Origin of the sequence: Bartonella sp. M0192 (genome assembly GCF_016102305.1) — a bacterium.
Classification (GTDB): Bacteria; Pseudomonadota; Alphaproteobacteria; order Rhizobiales; family Rhizobiaceae; genus Bartonella; species Bartonella apihabitans.
In genome coordinates this window covers 2,257,839-2,275,058 of the sequence record NZ_JACFOU010000001.1, presented here as the reverse complement: position 1 = coordinate 2,275,058, position 17,220 = coordinate 2,257,839, and the positions used below count along the sequence as shown (strand labels likewise).

The following is a 17,220-nucleotide window of genomic DNA, read 5'->3' as shown; positions in this document are numbered from 1 at the left end:
ATTAAACCTTTGTTTTCCGGTTTTGCTTTGAGTTCGGGTTGCGTGTTCTTTGCCGCTTCTTTCCGCTTGCGGTCTTCAAATTGGCGGCTTTCAACTTTCCGGCTTTTTCGGCAGTGTTTCGAGATGTCTTTCCGGTTTCCGATTGCGGTTTTTTCACTTTCGCTTTCTTCACCGGTTTTCGGGAAAGGGGTGTGGTCTTTTTATCTCGCACATTCGGTTTTTCTGCCGCAGGCTCCTCAAAATCGAGAAGTATCCAGTCGGTATCATCGCTTGAAGGCATGTCTATAGAATAAGCATGGGTCATTTTTTTCATCTCTGGCAAAATCACCGGTTTTTTAAAAAATCGGGAAAGGGGAAAATTGCGCCTTAGACAGCTCGTCGCATAAAAAGAAAAAGGAGCACTTGCCCCTTTTCCTGTTGTTTGAAATGCCGTTTTAAAGCGGCTCGGCATAGGTTGAAATAACGATGGTTGCGAAATCCTGTTCGCCGATCGTGCTGTCTTTCAGTTTGAAATTTGTTTTCTTCATACCGATCAGGGTTTTTGCCGCAACACCGAGTTCGCGTTCATAGTCAAAGAATTCTTCAACCAGTTTGTAGCGCGTTGGTCCGCGGTCCTTGCCGAAAGCCACAATGGAAGCCTGTGCACCCAAAAGCACCGCACGGCGGGTGTTTGAAACAGGCGTGGTCGGGTCGGCAGAATTGACACCTTCGGTAATATGTTCGGCTTCACGCAGAACCACCCCGTTATACATGCCGAGCGAGCCGTCAAAAATCGGGTTTTTGGCGCGCGAGCCCTGATAGGCCGCTTTTTGTATATCAAGCCATTGGCCGGTTGCCGTGTTGGTGCGCAGCGCCGTCACCTGTGTCGGGTGAAGGTAAAGCACATAAACACTATCGCCCTCGACACGCACAGGGCGCAAACGCGGATTGGCAAGTTTTGCCCGCTCCACCGCTTTATCAACCAGAGAAAGATTGAACACATCTTTTTCGTCAAGGCTTTCGTCAGTGGTTTTGCCATTCGGGCGAATAACGCGCTTGTCGGTCGGGGCTGTCGGCTCATTGAAACCGTAATGCACCGGCGACAATGAAATGGTGCGCCCTTCAAAGTTCATTTGTTTAGCGGTATAGCCGCAAACATGGGTAAAAAACATAAGCGACAAACGGTCGGCATACCAGTCGGTCAAACCGTCCTTGGCTTCGCTGCGCAAATCGAAAAGCACGCGCTGCTGGTCGATTGTGCCCTCGTTTTTTACCCTCACAGCATGGGCAAGTTCATTGATGATAACAGCATCATTCAAGGTTGAAAGGGCTTCTTCATTGCCCTCCAGTTTAACCCCTTCCGAAACGCCTTCGCCGATCAGCTGGGTGCGCAAGCCGAAACGGACAGTATCACCCGCGCCTTTCTGGGTTTCGTCTTTAAGCTGGATAATGCTGTTGGTGTCGGTTCCGATCAAAGGCGCAATCTCGGTAGCTTTCGATACTTCGACGGCAAGTTTCTTCGACCAGGCACGAACAGCCAGAGGGTCGTTCACCCCGATGGATGTAATAGCCATTATGGCCTCCTAAAATTCAATTGATTTTCAAGCTTTTTGTCGCTTTAACGCGAGCGAACCAACGAAACCGGAAAACCTCCGGTGGGTGAAAATGATAACGTCCATTTCAAACGAAAATCCGCAAAAGAAAAAGGTGAAAGTTTTAAAACGAACCTACACGAACCTACTTCAAAGTTTTAGAAGCCCCATCTTTTGCAAGCGGTGGTTTTTAAAGTTCAAGCTTCTGAAACAGAAGTCTCTCAAATCAGCTTTAAAAAACAGGCTTGTGCAAAAAGCCTTATTCCCCTTTCATCAGAATGTTGAAGGCTCTTTCATTTCTCGGATTGGAAATCCACTCGGCAAATTGCCGATCGCTCATGGCATCTATGGCTTCAAGGCTAATAGGGTCGGCAATAGCGCGCCCGTTCGATGCGGTGAGTGTCCGCGCAGCGTTTTTTTTGGCGCGCATTGCGGCAATGTCACCCCCCGCTATAGATTTCGCCTTGAAGCCGATATTTTTTGCATAATTATAAATTGTTTGCGCAGGATTGGTGCCGCTTTCCAAAGCACCTTTGACAATGGCTGCAAGCTCGTTTCCAATCTGCGCGTTGATCGCATCGGCATTTTTAAAAGCAGGGTAAGCATCGGCGAGCGCCTTCAACTGGTTCACCCGTGCTTCATAAAGAAAATCGGCCGCTTCGTCGAAATCCGGCAGTTCGGCTTTAAGTGCCGTTACAGACGTGGCAAAATAATCCTTCACCGCTTCCTGTTCTCTTGCGGCTTTGATAGATTGCCGCTCTTCGGCTTCTCTTTTTTGTCTTTCGGTTTCCTCGTTTTGCAATCTGGCGCCAATCCATTTGACATAGCCGACAAAATCTTTTTCCGGATCAGGCGCTTCCATCTGCTGCTGCTGTTTTAACAGTGAAAAGCTTTCGTTTCCGGCATGATTTTCTGTGAATTCGCGTGCAATTTTGAAACGTTCTTCAATGCGGGCAAGTTTGGCTTTTGCTTCCGCTGCCTCGGCTTGCGCTTTTTTGCGTTCTTCCCTTTCAGCGTGAAGTGCACCATGCGGAACCATATGATTTCGCGCTTTTGCTGTTCTTTCGTCTTCTTCGCCCGCCTTTTTTTCATGTTCCCCTTCTTGGCTAAAAGAAGGCCCGGTCATAGTATTACTGTCGGAAAAATTTTCCGGTAAGGCTGTCTCATCGTCAAAGCTTTCATTGTCGGTGTTTTGGTGGCCGAGAACATCCTGTTCTTCCGGTGAAAAATCGGGTGCAATATCCATAAATTTATCCTTTAAACATGCCCTTTGAAAAAAACGGGCAGCAGAGCATCAAAACGCCGATGCTTGAGGCGAAGCCGGTTCATCCGGCAGGAAAAACAAAAGTTGCAATTGCGGGAGTTGAAAAGCGGCGACAATCTGAAATGCCGCTTTGCCAAATTTAAAACCCATTCCGTCCAAGCTTTCGGGGCGCTTGTTTCAGGAATTGGTTCGCCCCGTTTGCGATTGTTCAATTTTCAATTGTTCAATGAGCGCGCGGTTTTTGGCTGTTTCGGTCTCAAGCCTTGCTTTCTGATTTTTTAAAAAAAGATCGGCCGCTTTGGCATTAAGGTCGAGTTCACGGGCTTTGGCTTTCATATCAAGCTCGTTTGCCAGAGCTTGCAACTTCAATTGGTCGGCCTGTTGCCCTGTAGACTGTTCCGGCAATGCATTTCTTTCCATTGCCGCTTCTTGGCTCGTCATCTGTTCTCTGGCCATCTGTTCTCTGGCCATCTGTTCTCTGGCTATTTCCTGTTCTGCTTTTTGTTGAGCCGCTTCTTGTGCCTTGGCCGTCCATTTTTCAACAAGCGAGGCAGGAAGCGGCGAATAGCGCAGAATTTCCAGTCCTATTTCCGGTGTGAGATAATCTTTCAACATCGGCAGCATCTGTTGAATAATCGCAAATGTCCGTTCTTTTTCATTGGGGCTTGTCGGCGCATCATCAACAATAATGTCATATTGGCGGTTGGCGACCGCTTCATGTGTCAATGGCACATATTTTTTGTTGTCATCCCCCACAATACGGATAAGCCTTCCATCGGAAAGATAGTTCTGTATGAGGTAAAGCATAATTTGCCCCTGTCTTTTCCGATAACGGCGCAGCGCATCAAAAAGCGAGGCAAGCAAATTCAAAGAAGATTGCCGGCGCTGGCTTTCCAAAACACCGGGCTGGTTTACTTCTCTCGTGCCGATAAATTCTGAAGATAAGCCCGTCACGTCCGAAATTGCTTCTTTGGCTTCGTTGAAAAGCTGAAAAAAACCAACAGGAAATTGTGCCACGGGTTTGGGTTGAATGCGGGCATTTTGTCCGGCGAGCGCATTCTGTTTTGTCCAGGTAATGGCATCGGCGCGCGCCCAGCTTTCTTCTGCCTGCCTGTCATCATCAAAAGCACCGCGTTCGGCAAGAATGCCGCCCTTCGATTGGCTGTTTAAAAGATACATCACCTGGCTGAAAAATTTGTTCGCCCAACGCTGCGGGTCTTTTGTGGGGCGCACAATGCCATAATAATGCTTTTTCATCTTGTCGAAATAGCCGGTAATGCATTCCCAGCCAAGTTGCCCGTTCGGCACCATCGGCTGATCCGGTTCAGCAAGCAAAACCTCTCCTAGAAAAGCCCTTTTCACAATCTTTCTTGTAAGCCTTACCGATTGTATTTCAGGCGAAATTTTCTTTTTCTCTTCATAGTCGCGAAGCGAATAATCCTGCGTTTCACCTGTCAGCGGGTCAAAAACCTTGTAAAAAGCCTCACGCTCGAACCAGCGGCATTCGACAAGTGTCACCAGAGAGCTGGAAGCGGAAGAAAGCCCCAAGCCTTGCCTCTCCGAAGCATCCGTCAGGTCTTCACCATAGAATGTGTCGGAATTCACATGGGAAAGAGGGTCGCCACTATCAAAAACACCATTTTTTGCCCAACGCGCATCAAGCAGTGACGGGTCAATATCGGGAAACATGCGGCGCGCTTCGGCAAGCGGCTTTTCGTCGATATACCAGAGGCGCTCCGCATCTACCAGATTGGCTTTCACCGCCGAGGCATCCCACACCATTTTTAACGGGTCAAGGCGGCACACAACAGGTTTACCCGCTTCATCATCGTCAAAGTCAAGGCGTGTATCTGTCCACCCCATGCCGCAAATGACGGTATCGGTAAAAGCTTCCGAATCCTCATATTCCGCTTCGGCCTGATCGCGAAACCATTCCGCCGCACCGGTCAATATTTCATTGGCTCTCGCATCTCCGATTTCACGCGGAATAAATTGCACTTCGCGTTTGTTGTTGCGCTCCGAGCCGATAACAGCATTGACAAGCGGCGCAATGCGATTGAACGTCATGACAGGGCGTTTTTGCTCGAAAAGCGCCGCCTTGTCTTGGGCTTCCCACTGTTCGCCATTATAAAAGGCATAATCTTCGCGGGCATTTTTGCGCCATTCGGCAACATGCGCCATATCCTGCCGGAAAAGCTTTAACAATGACTGGAACAAAATATCTCTTTTTGCACTGTCAAAGTCATCCGAAGCCCCATGGTCTAAACTCTCGTTTTCTTGCATCATCATCAGCCCGTAAAATTATTGGTTAAAATTGGTCGTGCCGCAGCCCGCACAACTTGAAAGTTCATTTCTGAAAAGCCGAAAAGCCCCGAAAAAAAACACAAGCAAAACGCGCAAGCGGGCAGGCGGGCAAGCACAAGGCAATCATCATAAAGAAACAAAAAGGTCAGGTCACATAAAGCAAAGGCCTTTGCCGGAAAAACAAAAGCCGACTTGTTGCGCATCCGGTTCTATTGTTCCGAATAGTGCTCCTCGTGGAAAGCCTGCAAACACAGCGAATATCACTCATGCGGCGAACGCCGCCAATATTATGCGTCCCGCAAACATTTCCCATGCCTTAAACGATGCAAACATCGCAAACATTACGAACGTCGCCAAATTCACGCCTGCCGCGCATAAAGCTTGTTTGAGCTTCGCACCGGGTTTTTCTCGCTCTTTTGCCCGTTTTGAAAGCTCTTATCGCAAACATTGCGAACGCCGCCAAATTCACGCCTGCCGCGCATAAAGCTTGTTTGAGCTTCGCCCCTCGTTTTCTTGCTCTTTTGCCCGTTTTGGAAGCTCTCGTCCAAGAAAGTCTGCGGTTTCGCATATTGTGCCGCACCCTTGGCAGCGTCTTTTGTTTTTGAAACGTCGCTTTCAAGCTTTGAAAGAAAAGCAAAATGCAATTGCTATCCGCTTTAATTTGGACACGCGCGGTTCTTTCACTTGAATATTGGTTCAATAGTCGACAATTTTGCTTTTTTTTATCCTGCCATCCATGACGTATTGAAATCATGTCTCATGAAATTGCGCTGCCGGTTTTTAAAGATTTTCGGTGCTTCATAGGCAATACACATCAGGCCGAAAGCATCAGCCCCGTGGCTTGCCCAGTCATGTTCCGGCCCAAGTCCTATATCGCGTTTGTCGTCACGTTTTTCGTGATACCAGCCCAAAGCATCGCGTCCTGCTTCTGTAGTTTTTTCATTAAACCAGATAGAGGGGAAAAGCCGTCTTGCCGCTTCAATGCGGGCGCGTGCTGCCCCTTTTCCCTGATTGGGAATAATGTCCACCTCGAAACCGGCTTCTTGAAGCGCACTTTCAAAACTCACATCCCGCACGCGATCTTTGGTTGCACCATCATGCGGCAATGTAATTTTTGCCCGCCCATAACCTTTTTCGCGCAACCAGTTGATATGGGCGCTCAAAGGCTGCCCTTGCGCTTCATAATAATCAAGAACGCGGATTTCTTTTCCGATAAATTGCGCAATCCAGATAGCGGTTGCATCGGCTTTGGCGCCTGTTCCCCCAATGTCGAAAAAAGCTTGAAATGTCATTAACGGGTCGGCCGGAACGTTGGAAATGCGCCCTTCTTCTTTGGCAATTGCAAGACCCGTTGCAAAATAGGCTCCCTCCATCCGGGAAAGAAATCCCCCTTCCCATATATGGTCATAACTTTCTGGCCGGTTCTTCAAATCATCAAGGCGGGCGCGGTTTAACAGATCGGGAAATCTCGGATTATCACGCCAATTCAGTTGAACAGATTTGATACGCGCATTTTTACTGTCGCGAAAACGCTTTTCAACGGCTGCCTCTTTTCTGAGCGGGTTCCATGTTACCCAGAGTTCGGTGTTCCAACCGTCACCTTCTTCGCGCAAAGTCGGTATCAATGTGTTCCATGCGTGAGAAGTCACAGGTTCGGCTTCATCCACCCAACAGAGAAGCAACCGCCCCTTCGATTTGATACTGGCAATATTCCGGTCAAGTCCGGAAAAGGCATAAGTAATGCGCCCGTCTTTCGAGCGAATATAGGTTTCACCAATGGTATAATAATTTTGTAAAAACGGGTAATCGGCAATAGCCCTTTTGATTTCCTCCAGTGAGCTGTCAGCCAAAGAATTCTGGAACTGGCGGGCACAAAGAATAATGCCGCGAATTCCTCTTTTTCCTAAACAATAGCCGACCACTGCGCTCATTGTGGCAAAAGAGCGGGTTTTTCCCGAACCGCGCCCGCCATAGGCCGCCCTGATATCGGCAGGCCCATCGAAAAGGCTAATCAGCTTTTCCGGCAATTCTATTTTTTCTGTTGTCATGAACCACCACAAAACCACCGAAACAAAACGACCGGACAAGACGTTTATGACGTTCCAAACCAAATCCGGAAGCCTAAAAAAGCTTGAAAAACTATTCTGAAAGCCGCTCTCACTACCTTGACAGATATGCAAGGAAAACACTTGTTTTAAACAAGCATCGCCACCCGCAAAGAACTATGTTGTCGGAAAATAATATATCCCATCACGATAAGGCCAATATAAGAGAAACAGCACGTCAAGCTTTTTAAAAAGCCCGTCATTTCAAAAAGCCCACCATTTCAAAACGGCACGACGTTTTTTGAAAAACTTTTAAGACACGAAAAACAGTGAAACTCTCTCTTCATTTCGCATGGCAAACAAATTCGTTGAACAATTGCAAAATCGGTTCACTTCTTTGCAAACCTTTTTTATCGCAAAGCTCGTCAATTGTCTTTTTTAAGGATTTCCGAAAGTTCCTGATTTATGCCAAGTTGTTGATTTCGGCTCATGCGTTTTTTAGAAGTCGTACGCTTTTTTCCGGTCGGTGATTTTGCAACTGTCAAATCTTTCGGTGAGGGTGATAATGCAACCAGTTCGATTTTTGTCACGGTTTTGAATTCTTGTCCGTCTGAATTAAGTTCGGCAGGCAGCACCTTGCCAAGCAGTGTCAAAAAGGAAGAAGCATTTTTTAAAGCCTGTGCTTCAAGATAGGAAACAAGCCCGTCTTCTCCCAATTGATTACCGGCTTTTATTGCAGCTTTTAAAATAGCCTCTTTCAAAATTCCGGAAGCTTTCTTTTCTCGCACAGCTTCCCGCTTTTTTTGCGCGGCTTTCTTTGTCGTTTTTGCTACAGTCGGAATTGTTTTCAAAACTGCATTACTCTCTAGCGGCAATTTTCCCTTGCACTCATCCTGCACAGTTTTCTTTTTAACCTCTTCTATTAAAGGCGCTGCCATTGTCTCGTTGCCAAGCATTTTTTGCAGCGTCTGCTTTCGAATTCCCGTGGTTAGAGTTATCTCTTTTTCCTTGCTTCAAGACACATTTTCCAGCGTTTCTTTTTTGAACTCTATGCTTGAACGTGCGGCCATTTTCTCATTGCCAAGCACTTGCTGCTCAACTTCCTTTACACGCCTCACTCTCGAACGTGCTGCCTTTTCCTTGAGATCAGTCACTTTTTGTAACGCCTGCTTTCCAAACCCTGCGGATAGAGTTGCAGCCTTTTCCTTGTCTCCAGACACATTTTCCAGCATTTCTTTTTTGAACTCTACGCTTGAACGTGCGGCCATTTTCTCATTGCCGAGTAATTGCTGCTCAACTTCCTTTACACGCCTCACTCTCGAACGTGCTGCCTTTTCCTTGAGATCAGTCACTTTTTGTAACGCCTGCTTTCCAAACCCTGCGGATAGAGTTACTGCCTTTTCCTTGCCTTTAGGCACATTTTCCAGCGTTTCTTTTTTGAACTCTGCGCTTGAACGTGCGGCCATCCCCTCATTGCCAAGCACTTGCCGCTCAACTTCCTTTTCATGCTTCACACTTGAACGTGCAGCTTTTTCCAAAAATCCATCAGCAACCCGTACAGTTTCTTTTTCAATTTTTTCCGTTAAAGGCGTGGCTTTTTTCTGTTGGCACACCTTTTTAACGGTGTTTTTTTCGGGGATTTTTCTGTTTTGAGGGATGTTCGCTTTTTGGTTCCGACCACGTCCCTTTTCCTTTTCAAGGATAAAAATTTTAACTGCCAAATGCGCCATGAGCTTGAACGCATCGGCTACTCTTTTTTGTAGCTCGAACTCTTTCATCCAGTTTTTTAAAAGCATTCAGAAACCGCTATGAACAGCAAATGTCAATATTCATGGATAAAATTCGATAATTCCAAATAATATATTTTTAAATATCAACTCAATTCAACAAACAATCGAATATTCAAAATATAAAAAAGAACAAACCATTTTTTATATTTATAAACGTCAACCAAACCATAGCTACAATTCTTGTTGTGCCGTATTTGTCAGTTAATATTTAGTGACACATTTTTGCAAGAAAAAAATTATCGGAAATTTTAAAAAATTATTTTTCTAAAAATCAGGTGGTCGGAAGACGCGTGAATTTTTATTGGTCGCTTCTGTTCAAAACCAATCGACACATGTTTTTCAATTGCCGAATAGATCATTTCCATTTTGAAAAATGCAGATGCCTTTAAACTTAAAAAGAGAATTTTTAATAAAGAGGGGGAAGTTCTCTTTTAGTGTAAAAGAGTTTTACTCGTCAAAATAAAATTCATAAATAAACATGATTATATCTACTAATTATCTTGAAATAATAAAATAAAATCCCCAATTCGTCTAAAGTGTTTGGCGTAATGTTTCTGAATTATGAATAATCCACTTAAAACAGGAAAAAATCATGAAATTTGAAATTTATAAAGATAAAAACGGCGAATGGCGTTGGCATTTGAAAGCAGCTAACCACGAAAAGATCGCAACTAGCGGCGAAGGCTATAAAAACAAGGCTGATGCTCTTCATGCAATTGATCTGGTGAAATCCTCATCTCACGCACCGGTTGAGGAAATCTGAAAGCCTGAATATTCGCCTGCCGTTTCGCAGGCACATTTATCAAATTCCCTAATCGGTTAGTTTAAAGTTTAAAAGCTGGCGGCATCGCGCTATGCCAGCTTTTTAATTAACTATCGTTCTGGTGTTTCTTGGAATTTCTTCCGTCAACTGAAAAGCAAAACACCTTTCCCGCATTTTCTATCCCTCTTGAAAATGAACGCACGTTGCCGGATTTTTTTGGTAAGTCGACAAGGAATTGCCATCTTACGTCTGGGTACATCTATGTTGTGGCAAAGTCCTTTGCATTTATGGACACCCGAAGGTTTATCTCAACCATTTTGAACAAATTTATTTATCGTCTTTCGACCTTGTTCGGGAAAGCAAATAAGAAACAAAGGATGCGCAAGCCCCCAACATGAAAAGTGCATCCGCCTCGTCAACTGCTGCATTCGACTTGTCCAAAAGTGAATGCCGAATTCCGTTTTCATCAGAGGTAAAGCCGTAAAGTTCGCTCAACGCTTTTTTAAAAGCCGGATGTAGAGGATAGTTCTTTTCAATTTCCTTTAGTGCCGAACCGAGAGTTACTTTTTTCCCCCCCGACAATTTGGCGGCAAACTGCTTCCACAGCGCTGATGCTTTCCCGAACACTATCTGCCCACTTCTCGTGATTTATCTGTTCTCCGGCTTTAATCAAATGACTATGGGCACCAAGCTGGCCTGTGTCCTTGGTCTCATCGAGTGCAGCAACATAGGTCTTGCCTTCAAATTCACTACTGATAGGTTCGATCTTCCCATTGTAAATAGTGTAGGCTAAGTGGTGCTTTTTAAAGAGTTTCTTTAATTTAAATTCAAAATTTTTATTATTTTTTTTATGATCAATATTATCTTTATTTAATTTTTTATTATTTTTCATCAGTTCTTCTAATAAATCAAATAATTTAAAAAATTCACAATTATTAATAAAACTGGAAAAAGATTTATTTACAAAACTCTTTTTTAATGAAAACTCATCATTGTTTACGTAATACTCCTGATAACTACCTCCGCAAATATTTATGAAAATATCTTTAAACATGTCTGTGCAGGAAATATCAATAATTTCATCACCGTAATCCGGAATAGCCCAGTCCAGAAGTGCTTTTAATTCTTCTTTAAAAGGTGTTGTTATTTCTCCCAAAGCAAGCTGTTGAACAACCGGCGCATAGCCGTAGCGCTGGGAAAACGGAAGATCGTCAGTAGAATCACTCATAATTAAAAGGTCATACGTTCTTTTGAATTGTGAAAATATAATGCCGAAGAAATATCCAAAGATTAACAGATTCTGTGGTTCAAAAATAGCTTCGCCTTTTATCACTTCACAAAATATACCGCTTTTTTCTTGCACTTAAACGACATCCTAAACGGAACCGACAATTCCGGCTTTGACCATGAAAAACTCGTGCCACGAAATAATGCCGTAAATAGCCGTCAGTTATTCCCTTCGTCATTCTTGATGAACCTTGAAACAATAGACAAGCAAACACATCACACAAATAGTGGTTGTAAAAAGGGGAAAACCACATCCTAACATTGCTTTTATCTGAATTCTTGGCATAAATCGCTAGGGTGAAAGAGAGGGGGAAGAAGCGAAGAATGCCTTCAGATACCAATACCGATAAACAGATTGATAATCTTGAACAAGCAACTGAAGCAGATAAAAAATTCATTGCTTTTAAAAAGTGCATGTTCAGGTCTGGTGTTGTCCCCTTAATTGCGGCGATAGCTCTCTCTCTCCTGAATTATTTTGCGTGTGAAAAAGGTGACAATGTTGTTGGTGCGGTCATTTTCTTATTTGTCGTTGCGGCAGACATACTGATCTTGCTTCCCGCAATCATTACGAAAGAAACAAGCTGGCCTGCGCTTCTCGGCTCGACTATTCTATGTATTGTTTTCCTTTGTCTATCTGTTTTTTACCCCTTTCAGCACTTTCAATATAGATTGAAAGTTATTTCCTTGGTTGCGATTGTTGCAACGCTTTTATTTGTGCTTTTGAATGGCTGGATTAATGCAGCCTTTTTCCCGTCGAAGAATGCGTATACTCGCCAAAGTGTCGATTTTGCCAGCAACCGTTTTGCCGTTGATGTTTTGAACGTCACTTTAATTCTCGGCACACTGTTCGGGACAATTGCTTTTCTGTATTTTTATCCGGGTCAAGACAATTCAACCTTTTTCGGCGGCATTGACATAAAAAATGTAGCGCTGGCCACTGCCGGTCTTGTTACCTTCTTCTGGGCTGCCAAAGCGACAAAAAACAAATCAATCGACCTTGAGCAAAAGAAAAAAGAGTTTGTACAAAAAAAGCAAGAATTTGAACAAAAGAAGCTTGAGTTTGAAGAAAAGAAGCGGGATGGCAAACGTCATGACGATGAAATTGCTATGGCAAAACAGCGTGATACCGCCCAGCTTATCGCAGAAGCATCGAAACTTTTAAGCAGTGAAAGCGATGCGCAAAAATATGCAGGCCTTTCCTTTTTGAATGCAGTTGCTAGTGACCCTGAAGGTCCTTTCAGAAAAGAAGCATTCGATTTAATCGCAGATTTCATAACCAGTGCCAGCGACATCACAACAGAAAATAAAGTTCGAATGCGCGCGTTAATGTATTTAGATGATCAAATTGGCAACAAATGTCATAAATTTACAATTGACGAATTCATTTCTCTAAGTGGTTCAAGTAATGATATAAATAAATTAGAACGATGCACTATGAGTTATCAATTTAACAACTTGCTTATTAGTTATGAGAACTTTTTTTTCACTCCAATATATTGTGATTTTAAGTTTCCTATTTTTACTTCAGACGAATCAAAAGAATGGTTTTTTTATAATCCTAATGTTTACAAGAACTGTAGGTTTTCTGATTTTGACTCTTCTAGTGAAGATCGTTGCTTGAAAATTTTGAACGTATCCAATTGTGTTTTTGAGAGATGTAAAATTTTTTTGATATCGCCATATGCAAAGGTAGAAGGCTCTTCCGTGATTCCGTTAATTATCCAAAATACACAAGAAGAAACATGCAAATTTAAAGATTGTGATTTTAGTGGTTGTCCAAATTGGAGCCATTTGCGTAATAGTCATAGAAAAAAAGAGAGCTTTTCAAATTGTTATTTTTTTGCCGATAGACCGCCTACTGGGTATGATGAAGAAACAATGGATAAAGGGGTCCTTATAAAATTACCTGCCGAAAAAAGACCGAAGACATATGATCCTGATATTATGGTTAGAATAAAAAAGTGAGGAAAAATAACATTTTAAATGATAATTAATTTTATTTATATTTTTAAAATTATAACTAAAATTAAAAAAATAGTTTTACAGGCAGGTTGAAACAAAAAATTCACGCTTTATTCATCTACCTGCCAATAAAAAATAAGAGCAAACAATCACGTGCGCGTAAAAATAAATGATTATCCTTTAACTTTTAAATCTCTGCTATCTCTATCAACCCAAGTGGGGCAGTTATCTTGTCTATTTTAGCTTTCCCCGTCATTGTCCGATGATAAATTGTGCGAGGTGTAAAAGAAAAGGCAGGGGAGTGCCTGCCTTTTAGAAATTGTGTTTTTGGTCGGAATAAAAGCGGCGGGCTGGACTTCCGCTTTACGGGGGTGACCTCTTTTATAAATTTACGGGGGTAACCCCTCTCATAAATTGCAAGCCGAGTTTGCTCTTTCAAGCGATAGTCCTTGCTACAAATAATCTTCTCTAAAAATGGTCTTTCTGCCGGTGTAACAGAATTAAAATCAAATATTAAATTCCTTCTCGCAATATAAATTTCCCGCCACTCAAAGAAAATCTTTTTGGAAAATAGAATTCCCGTTGCGCCATAAGGGTCATTAAAAATTTAATGACCTTTATTGGCAAGGAAAAAATGCCTGTTTAACGCATTGAGCACGAGCCTTGTTGCGCCGACAAGGTGCGGCAATTCGAGATCTTCCAGCACGATATATTGCAAGGCGGCGTAAAGGTTATCAATTCTGTTATCAAATTGCGCTTCCTGAATGGCTTCCCTCGCGGCAAGATATTGCTTTTTGGCACGCTTGCAAAACGCTTCATAAAGTTCGGGATTGGGCGTGCTGTTAAAATCGTCGTAATAGGCGGCAGGTGAAAGCAATGCCTTTTTATAGTTATTATCAACCTCGATAAATTTCAGCGCCGCATTGTACTGGTCTTCGCTAATGCCGCCGCATTCGGGGCCTGCCAAAAAAAGTCTGCCGATATAGGTGGAAGCGCGCGGGTCTTTTGCCTGTTTTTCGGAAAGGCCGGTGTGCTTTGCACGCATCAAAATAGCAAGACGGTCAATCGCTTCACGCGGTTTTTTTGCTCGGCTGCGCCTGCCATTCGGTTCGCGCGCAATACCTTCGATACGCGGCCGTCCGCGCCCGCGCTTGAGCCGGAGTTTGCCTGCCTTTGAACGGGCTTTCAATCTGATAATTTCAACTTCCTGCATGGTTAAAGCCTTTCATGATCGCTTATTATCGGGTTGTTGTTTGAAGTCTTGAGTTTGAACTGTTGTTGTTTGAAATCTTGTGGTTCGCGTTTTTGAAAAAAACATTGGGCTTTTCATAGATGTTCGATGTCGTCTCTTATCGTCCCACACTGTCTCACATCGTCCCATCTCGTCCTATCTCGTCCCACATTGTCCCATTCCGTTTCATTCAGCTTCATTGAGCGCGCATTTCTTTTGCGGGCGGGAAACGCGTCGCGCTGTTTCATGTTCTGTTGTTTCATGTTCGCTTGCGGTCGTGGTTTTGTGGTCACAAGCCGGTTTGTCTTCCCGCGCCTCCGGAATTAAAACGTCGTTTTGTTCTTCTTCACCGGCTCTTAAAAGCCGCTCCACAGTGTCGATTTTCAACCATTCGGTTTTTTCGATATGTTCGCAAAAAGCGGCAAGTTCCGGCGCTGACGGCATGAAGGTTTTGTTGAAGCCTTCCGCCTTGCCGCGAATAATCAAAAGCACCGATTGCATAATGGCAAAGCTGCAAAAGCCGGAAAGCGCAATCATATAGGATTTGGCAGCACTTTCCCCGTCTATATCGCGCGGCAGTCGCATACCGCCCGAAAGCAGCAAAAACTGGTCCATGATTTCGTCGCTTCGTGCTTTTTTTAAAAGTGTGTTTTTTGCGTCCTCAAGCGTGTGCCTGATTGTTGCGATTTGGGCGTTTGTCGGTTTCTTTCCCGCTTTGAAGCGGGGTGGAAAGCCTTCACCTGTCGTGAGGGAAACGAGTTTGGTAAGCGTCAAATCGAGGTGCGAGGCGGGCCATCGCATCGGTAACTTTTCTGGCAGTTGATCTTTTATCATATTTAAATTTTGCATTTTTTCGCTCCAGAACGGGGGCAGGTTGGTCATTCCAGCGTTCCTGATTGAGAAACGTCGTCGGGTTAAGCCAGGGGCGGTCGGGCGGTTTGTCTGCGATATAGCGTTGAAGCCCCGCCATAATGGCGGCAAGACTGTCTTTTTTGCGCGCTTTCAAAAACGCCGTTAGTGCCTTCGGCTTGCCACATTTGTTCGGGAAAGCAGGCCAGAAAATTTCATGAAATTCGGCTTCAAAACCCCTTTTGTCAGGGTGGCTCGTTGCAAGCTCTGAAACTTCGTTTTTTCCAAAATTCCGGCTTGAAAAAATTCCCGAAGGTGAAGGCAAAAGCGGCACGCCTCCGCTTTCGCTGGAAGCTGACATTGCGCCCGAAGCCGTGCCGTTTTCAGCCGCAGACATCGTTCCCGTGATTTCCGAAAGTGGTGCACTTTCCGCTTGCGGCAAAGCGGAATTTTCAGAAAAGGAGCAAGCCTTGGCTTTAGGCCAACTCACGGCAAAAGAACAAGCTTTGTTCTGCTCGCACCCCGTAGGGATTTCCGGTAAATTTTTAATCCCGCAAAGAGGAAAACCGTGCCCGCCTTTTTTGTCTGTTTGCTCTTCGACAAGCGCATCAGACGATGTTTCAGAGAAAGCGGGAAAGGGGTTATTTTCTTTAAGGGGGTGTGGGGGAACCTTTCTTTTAGGGGAAAGGGGTAACGTTTCCTCGCCGTTACAATTTTCCTCTTGTAACGTTACATTGTTTTTCCGTGTCAGCCTGAAACGGCGCACACGCTCGCGTGTACGGGCACGGCGCTGGTCTTCCCGCTCGTCTATATCGGCAAGAAGTTCAAGAATAGCCGACATTTGTTCGGTAGAAAGGTTCAAACCGGCAAGGCGGCGTAATGTTGACGAATCCATTTTATAAAACTCTCTTCTCTGCCTTGAAAAATGTTGGTCGGCCGCACAATTGACGCGCAAAAAATTCTGATAATTCCGGAGAAAAAACGGTTTTGAAAACGCTTCCACCATGAAGTGCCAAAGCCTTGCTTTTTCGTGTCACAGATTTGATTTTTTCGTGTACGCTTTTTGCTGACCAGCAGACTTTTGCTGCGCTTAAAACAGTGCTCTCAAAAATTCGGTTTGATTTTTGTTTTCCTGCGCGGGCAAAAATTGGCGCGTTGAAACAAAGCCTTTTGACAAAAATGGAAAGGCTCACCGGTTTAAAAATGGCGGTTGCTATTGCCTTGATAAAAACAACAAGTTGTTTAACTATTTCATCAAGTGATTGATGAAAGACAAAGGAAAGAGAATGCCCGTTATTAACCCGATACGATCTGCAACTGTCAATGCAGCAGCCACACCGGAAGAAGTCGCATTCCGTTTGTTCAGTATTATTGCCGGTGCTTCCGAAAATACGATTGATAGCAAGGATGTTCTGCCGCTTTTTGCCAAATGTATGATTGCTGTCGGCAAACCGGAAAATATCCTTGCCGAGCCGCAGAAATATGATGTGACACTCGAAAACACCAATGCCAGAAAAACGCCCGCAGAAGGTGCAGGCTCGCCAGACAGTGTTTCCGGGAGTGACAAAGCCGAATAAGCATAATTTGCTTTTTGGGAGAAGAAATCGGGCTAAAGAAGACGAGCTGCATAAAAGCGTTCGGCATAATGAACGGGGCGCAAGCATCGTCAGCCCGCAACAAGTGCTTCCCCTAGCAGTTTGAAATACGCTTTGAAGTTTAAATACGCTTTGAAGCTTGTGGGAAAAAAGCGCAACGCAAAAGCCGCACTTCAAGGCCTCTTCGCTTTTAAGAACACTTTTCCATGCGGCTTCATTGTCTGCCACTTTATTCTCGGTTGAAGCTTCTAAAGGCCAAGTCAACAAGGCGGTCTTGCGGCTAAAGCAGTTCACCAGCTGTTTTTCATGCAAAACATCAGTGTCGAATAATCGCGACACGCCAATATCTGACAACACGCAAATATCTGATTTGTCCATTTGTTCCACCCCGAAACATGGCAAATACGCCGTCTAAAAAACTTGTAGGAAAGCGCACACTGCACCTTCGATCTCTTACCCGCCACTTTTAAACACTAATAATGTTATAATACACCCAAAAGTAGCGGATAGTTGTATAACAACATCATTTATAGCAGATTGTCAACATGATTTATGTTTA

Annotated in this window: 14 protein-coding genes; 3 read left to right on the top strand and 11 right to left on the bottom strand. The window is 44.2% G+C overall.

Features of this window, described 5'->3' with window-relative positions:
- Position 1 precedes the first annotated feature (1 nt).
- The 7 genes from H3S82_RS09860 to H3S82_RS09830 all read right to left on the bottom strand — a co-directional run bounded on the left by H3S82_RS09860 (position 2) and on the right by H3S82_RS09830 (position 8,980).
- Positions 2 to 313 (bottom strand): hypothetical protein, encoded by a 312-nt coding sequence (locus H3S82_RS09860; RefSeq protein WP_198233351.1) that lies wholly within the window; start codon positions 311 to 313, stop codon positions 2 to 4.
- A 121-nt stretch (positions 314 to 434) separates the two neighbouring features.
- A complete protein-coding gene (locus H3S82_RS09855; RefSeq protein ID WP_198233352.1) occupies positions 435 to 1,553 on the bottom strand; it encodes a N4-gp56 family major capsid protein in 1,119 nt (372 codons plus the stop codon).
- Between the two features lie 277 nt (positions 1,554 to 1,830).
- Positions 1,831 to 2,817, bottom strand: coding sequence for a hypothetical protein (locus H3S82_RS09850; RefSeq protein WP_198233353.1), 987 nt, complete (start codon positions 2,815 to 2,817; stop codon positions 1,831 to 1,833).
- A gap of 195 nt (positions 2,818 to 3,012) precedes the next feature.
- On the bottom strand, positions 3,013 to 5,121 hold the full coding sequence (locus tag H3S82_RS09845; protein ID WP_198233358.1) for a portal protein: 2,109 nt from the start codon (positions 5,119 to 5,121) through the stop codon (positions 3,013 to 3,015).
- Between the two features lie 740 nt (positions 5,122 to 5,861).
- A complete protein-coding gene (locus H3S82_RS09840; RefSeq protein WP_198233354.1) occupies positions 5,862 to 7,187 on the bottom strand; it encodes a phage terminase large subunit in 1,326 nt (441 codons plus the stop codon).
- 422 nt (positions 7,188 to 7,609) lie between these two features.
- Positions 7,610 to 8,122 carry a hypothetical protein gene (locus tag H3S82_RS09835; protein WP_198233355.1) on the bottom strand — a complete coding sequence of 171 codons (513 nt, stop codon included), beginning with the start codon at positions 8,120 to 8,122 and terminating at the stop codon, positions 7,610 to 7,612.
- Between the two features lie 75 nt (positions 8,123 to 8,197).
- The gene (locus H3S82_RS09830; RefSeq protein ID WP_198237162.1) at positions 8,198 to 8,980 is read right to left on the bottom strand and encodes a hypothetical protein; all 783 of its coding nucleotides are present in this window, start codon (positions 8,978 to 8,980) and stop codon (positions 8,198 to 8,200) included.
- Between the two features lie 586 nt (positions 8,981 to 9,566).
- On the opposite strand from H3S82_RS09830, the gene H3S82_RS09825 reads away from it, so the two are divergent.
- Positions 9,567 to 9,737, top strand: a complete 171-nt coding sequence (locus tag H3S82_RS09825) for a DUF1508 domain-containing protein (protein ID WP_198233509.1) — start codon at positions 9,567 to 9,569, stop codon at positions 9,735 to 9,737.
- Positions 9,738 to 10,269: 532 nt separating this feature from the next.
- Here the strand turns inward: H3S82_RS09825 and H3S82_RS09820 are convergent.
- The gene (locus H3S82_RS09820) at positions 10,270 to 11,100 is read right to left on the bottom strand and encodes an AbiJ-NTD4 domain-containing protein (protein WP_198233508.1); all 831 of its coding nucleotides are present in this window, start codon (positions 11,098 to 11,100) and stop codon (positions 10,270 to 10,272) included.
- Positions 11,101 to 11,348: 248 nt separating this feature from the next.
- Between H3S82_RS09820 and H3S82_RS09815 the strand changes: the two genes are divergently transcribed.
- Complete coding sequence (locus H3S82_RS09815) at positions 11,349 to 12,989, top strand: hypothetical protein (protein ID WP_198233507.1); 1,641 nt, start codon at positions 11,349 to 11,351, stop codon at positions 12,987 to 12,989.
- A gap of 604 nt (positions 12,990 to 13,593) precedes the next feature.
- On the opposite strand, the gene H3S82_RS09810 is transcribed toward H3S82_RS09815, so the two are convergent.
- The 3 genes from H3S82_RS09810 to H3S82_RS09800 all read right to left on the bottom strand — a co-directional run bounded on the left by H3S82_RS09810 (position 13,594) and on the right by H3S82_RS09800 (position 15,961).
- Positions 13,594 to 14,199 carry a hypothetical protein gene (locus tag H3S82_RS09810; RefSeq protein WP_077972416.1) on the bottom strand — a complete coding sequence of 202 codons (606 nt, stop codon included), beginning with the start codon at positions 14,197 to 14,199 and terminating at the stop codon, positions 13,594 to 13,596.
- 204 nt (positions 14,200 to 14,403) lie between these two features.
- Positions 14,404 to 15,018 (bottom strand): hypothetical protein, encoded by a 615-nt coding sequence (locus H3S82_RS09805; RefSeq protein WP_198237144.1) that lies wholly within the window; start codon positions 15,016 to 15,018, stop codon positions 14,404 to 14,406.
- Positions 14,954 to 15,961, bottom strand: coding sequence for a hypothetical protein (locus H3S82_RS09800; RefSeq protein ID WP_198233505.1), 1,008 nt, complete (start codon positions 15,959 to 15,961; stop codon positions 14,954 to 14,956). The genes H3S82_RS09805 and H3S82_RS09800 overlap by 65 nt, the downstream gene beginning before the upstream one ends.
- A gap of 391 nt (positions 15,962 to 16,352) precedes the next feature.
- On the opposite strand from H3S82_RS09800, the gene H3S82_RS09795 reads away from it, so the two are divergent.
- Positions 16,353 to 16,643 (top strand): hypothetical protein, encoded by a 291-nt coding sequence (locus H3S82_RS09795; protein ID WP_198233504.1) that lies wholly within the window; start codon positions 16,353 to 16,355, stop codon positions 16,641 to 16,643.
- Positions 16,644 to 17,220 lie beyond the last annotated feature (577 nt).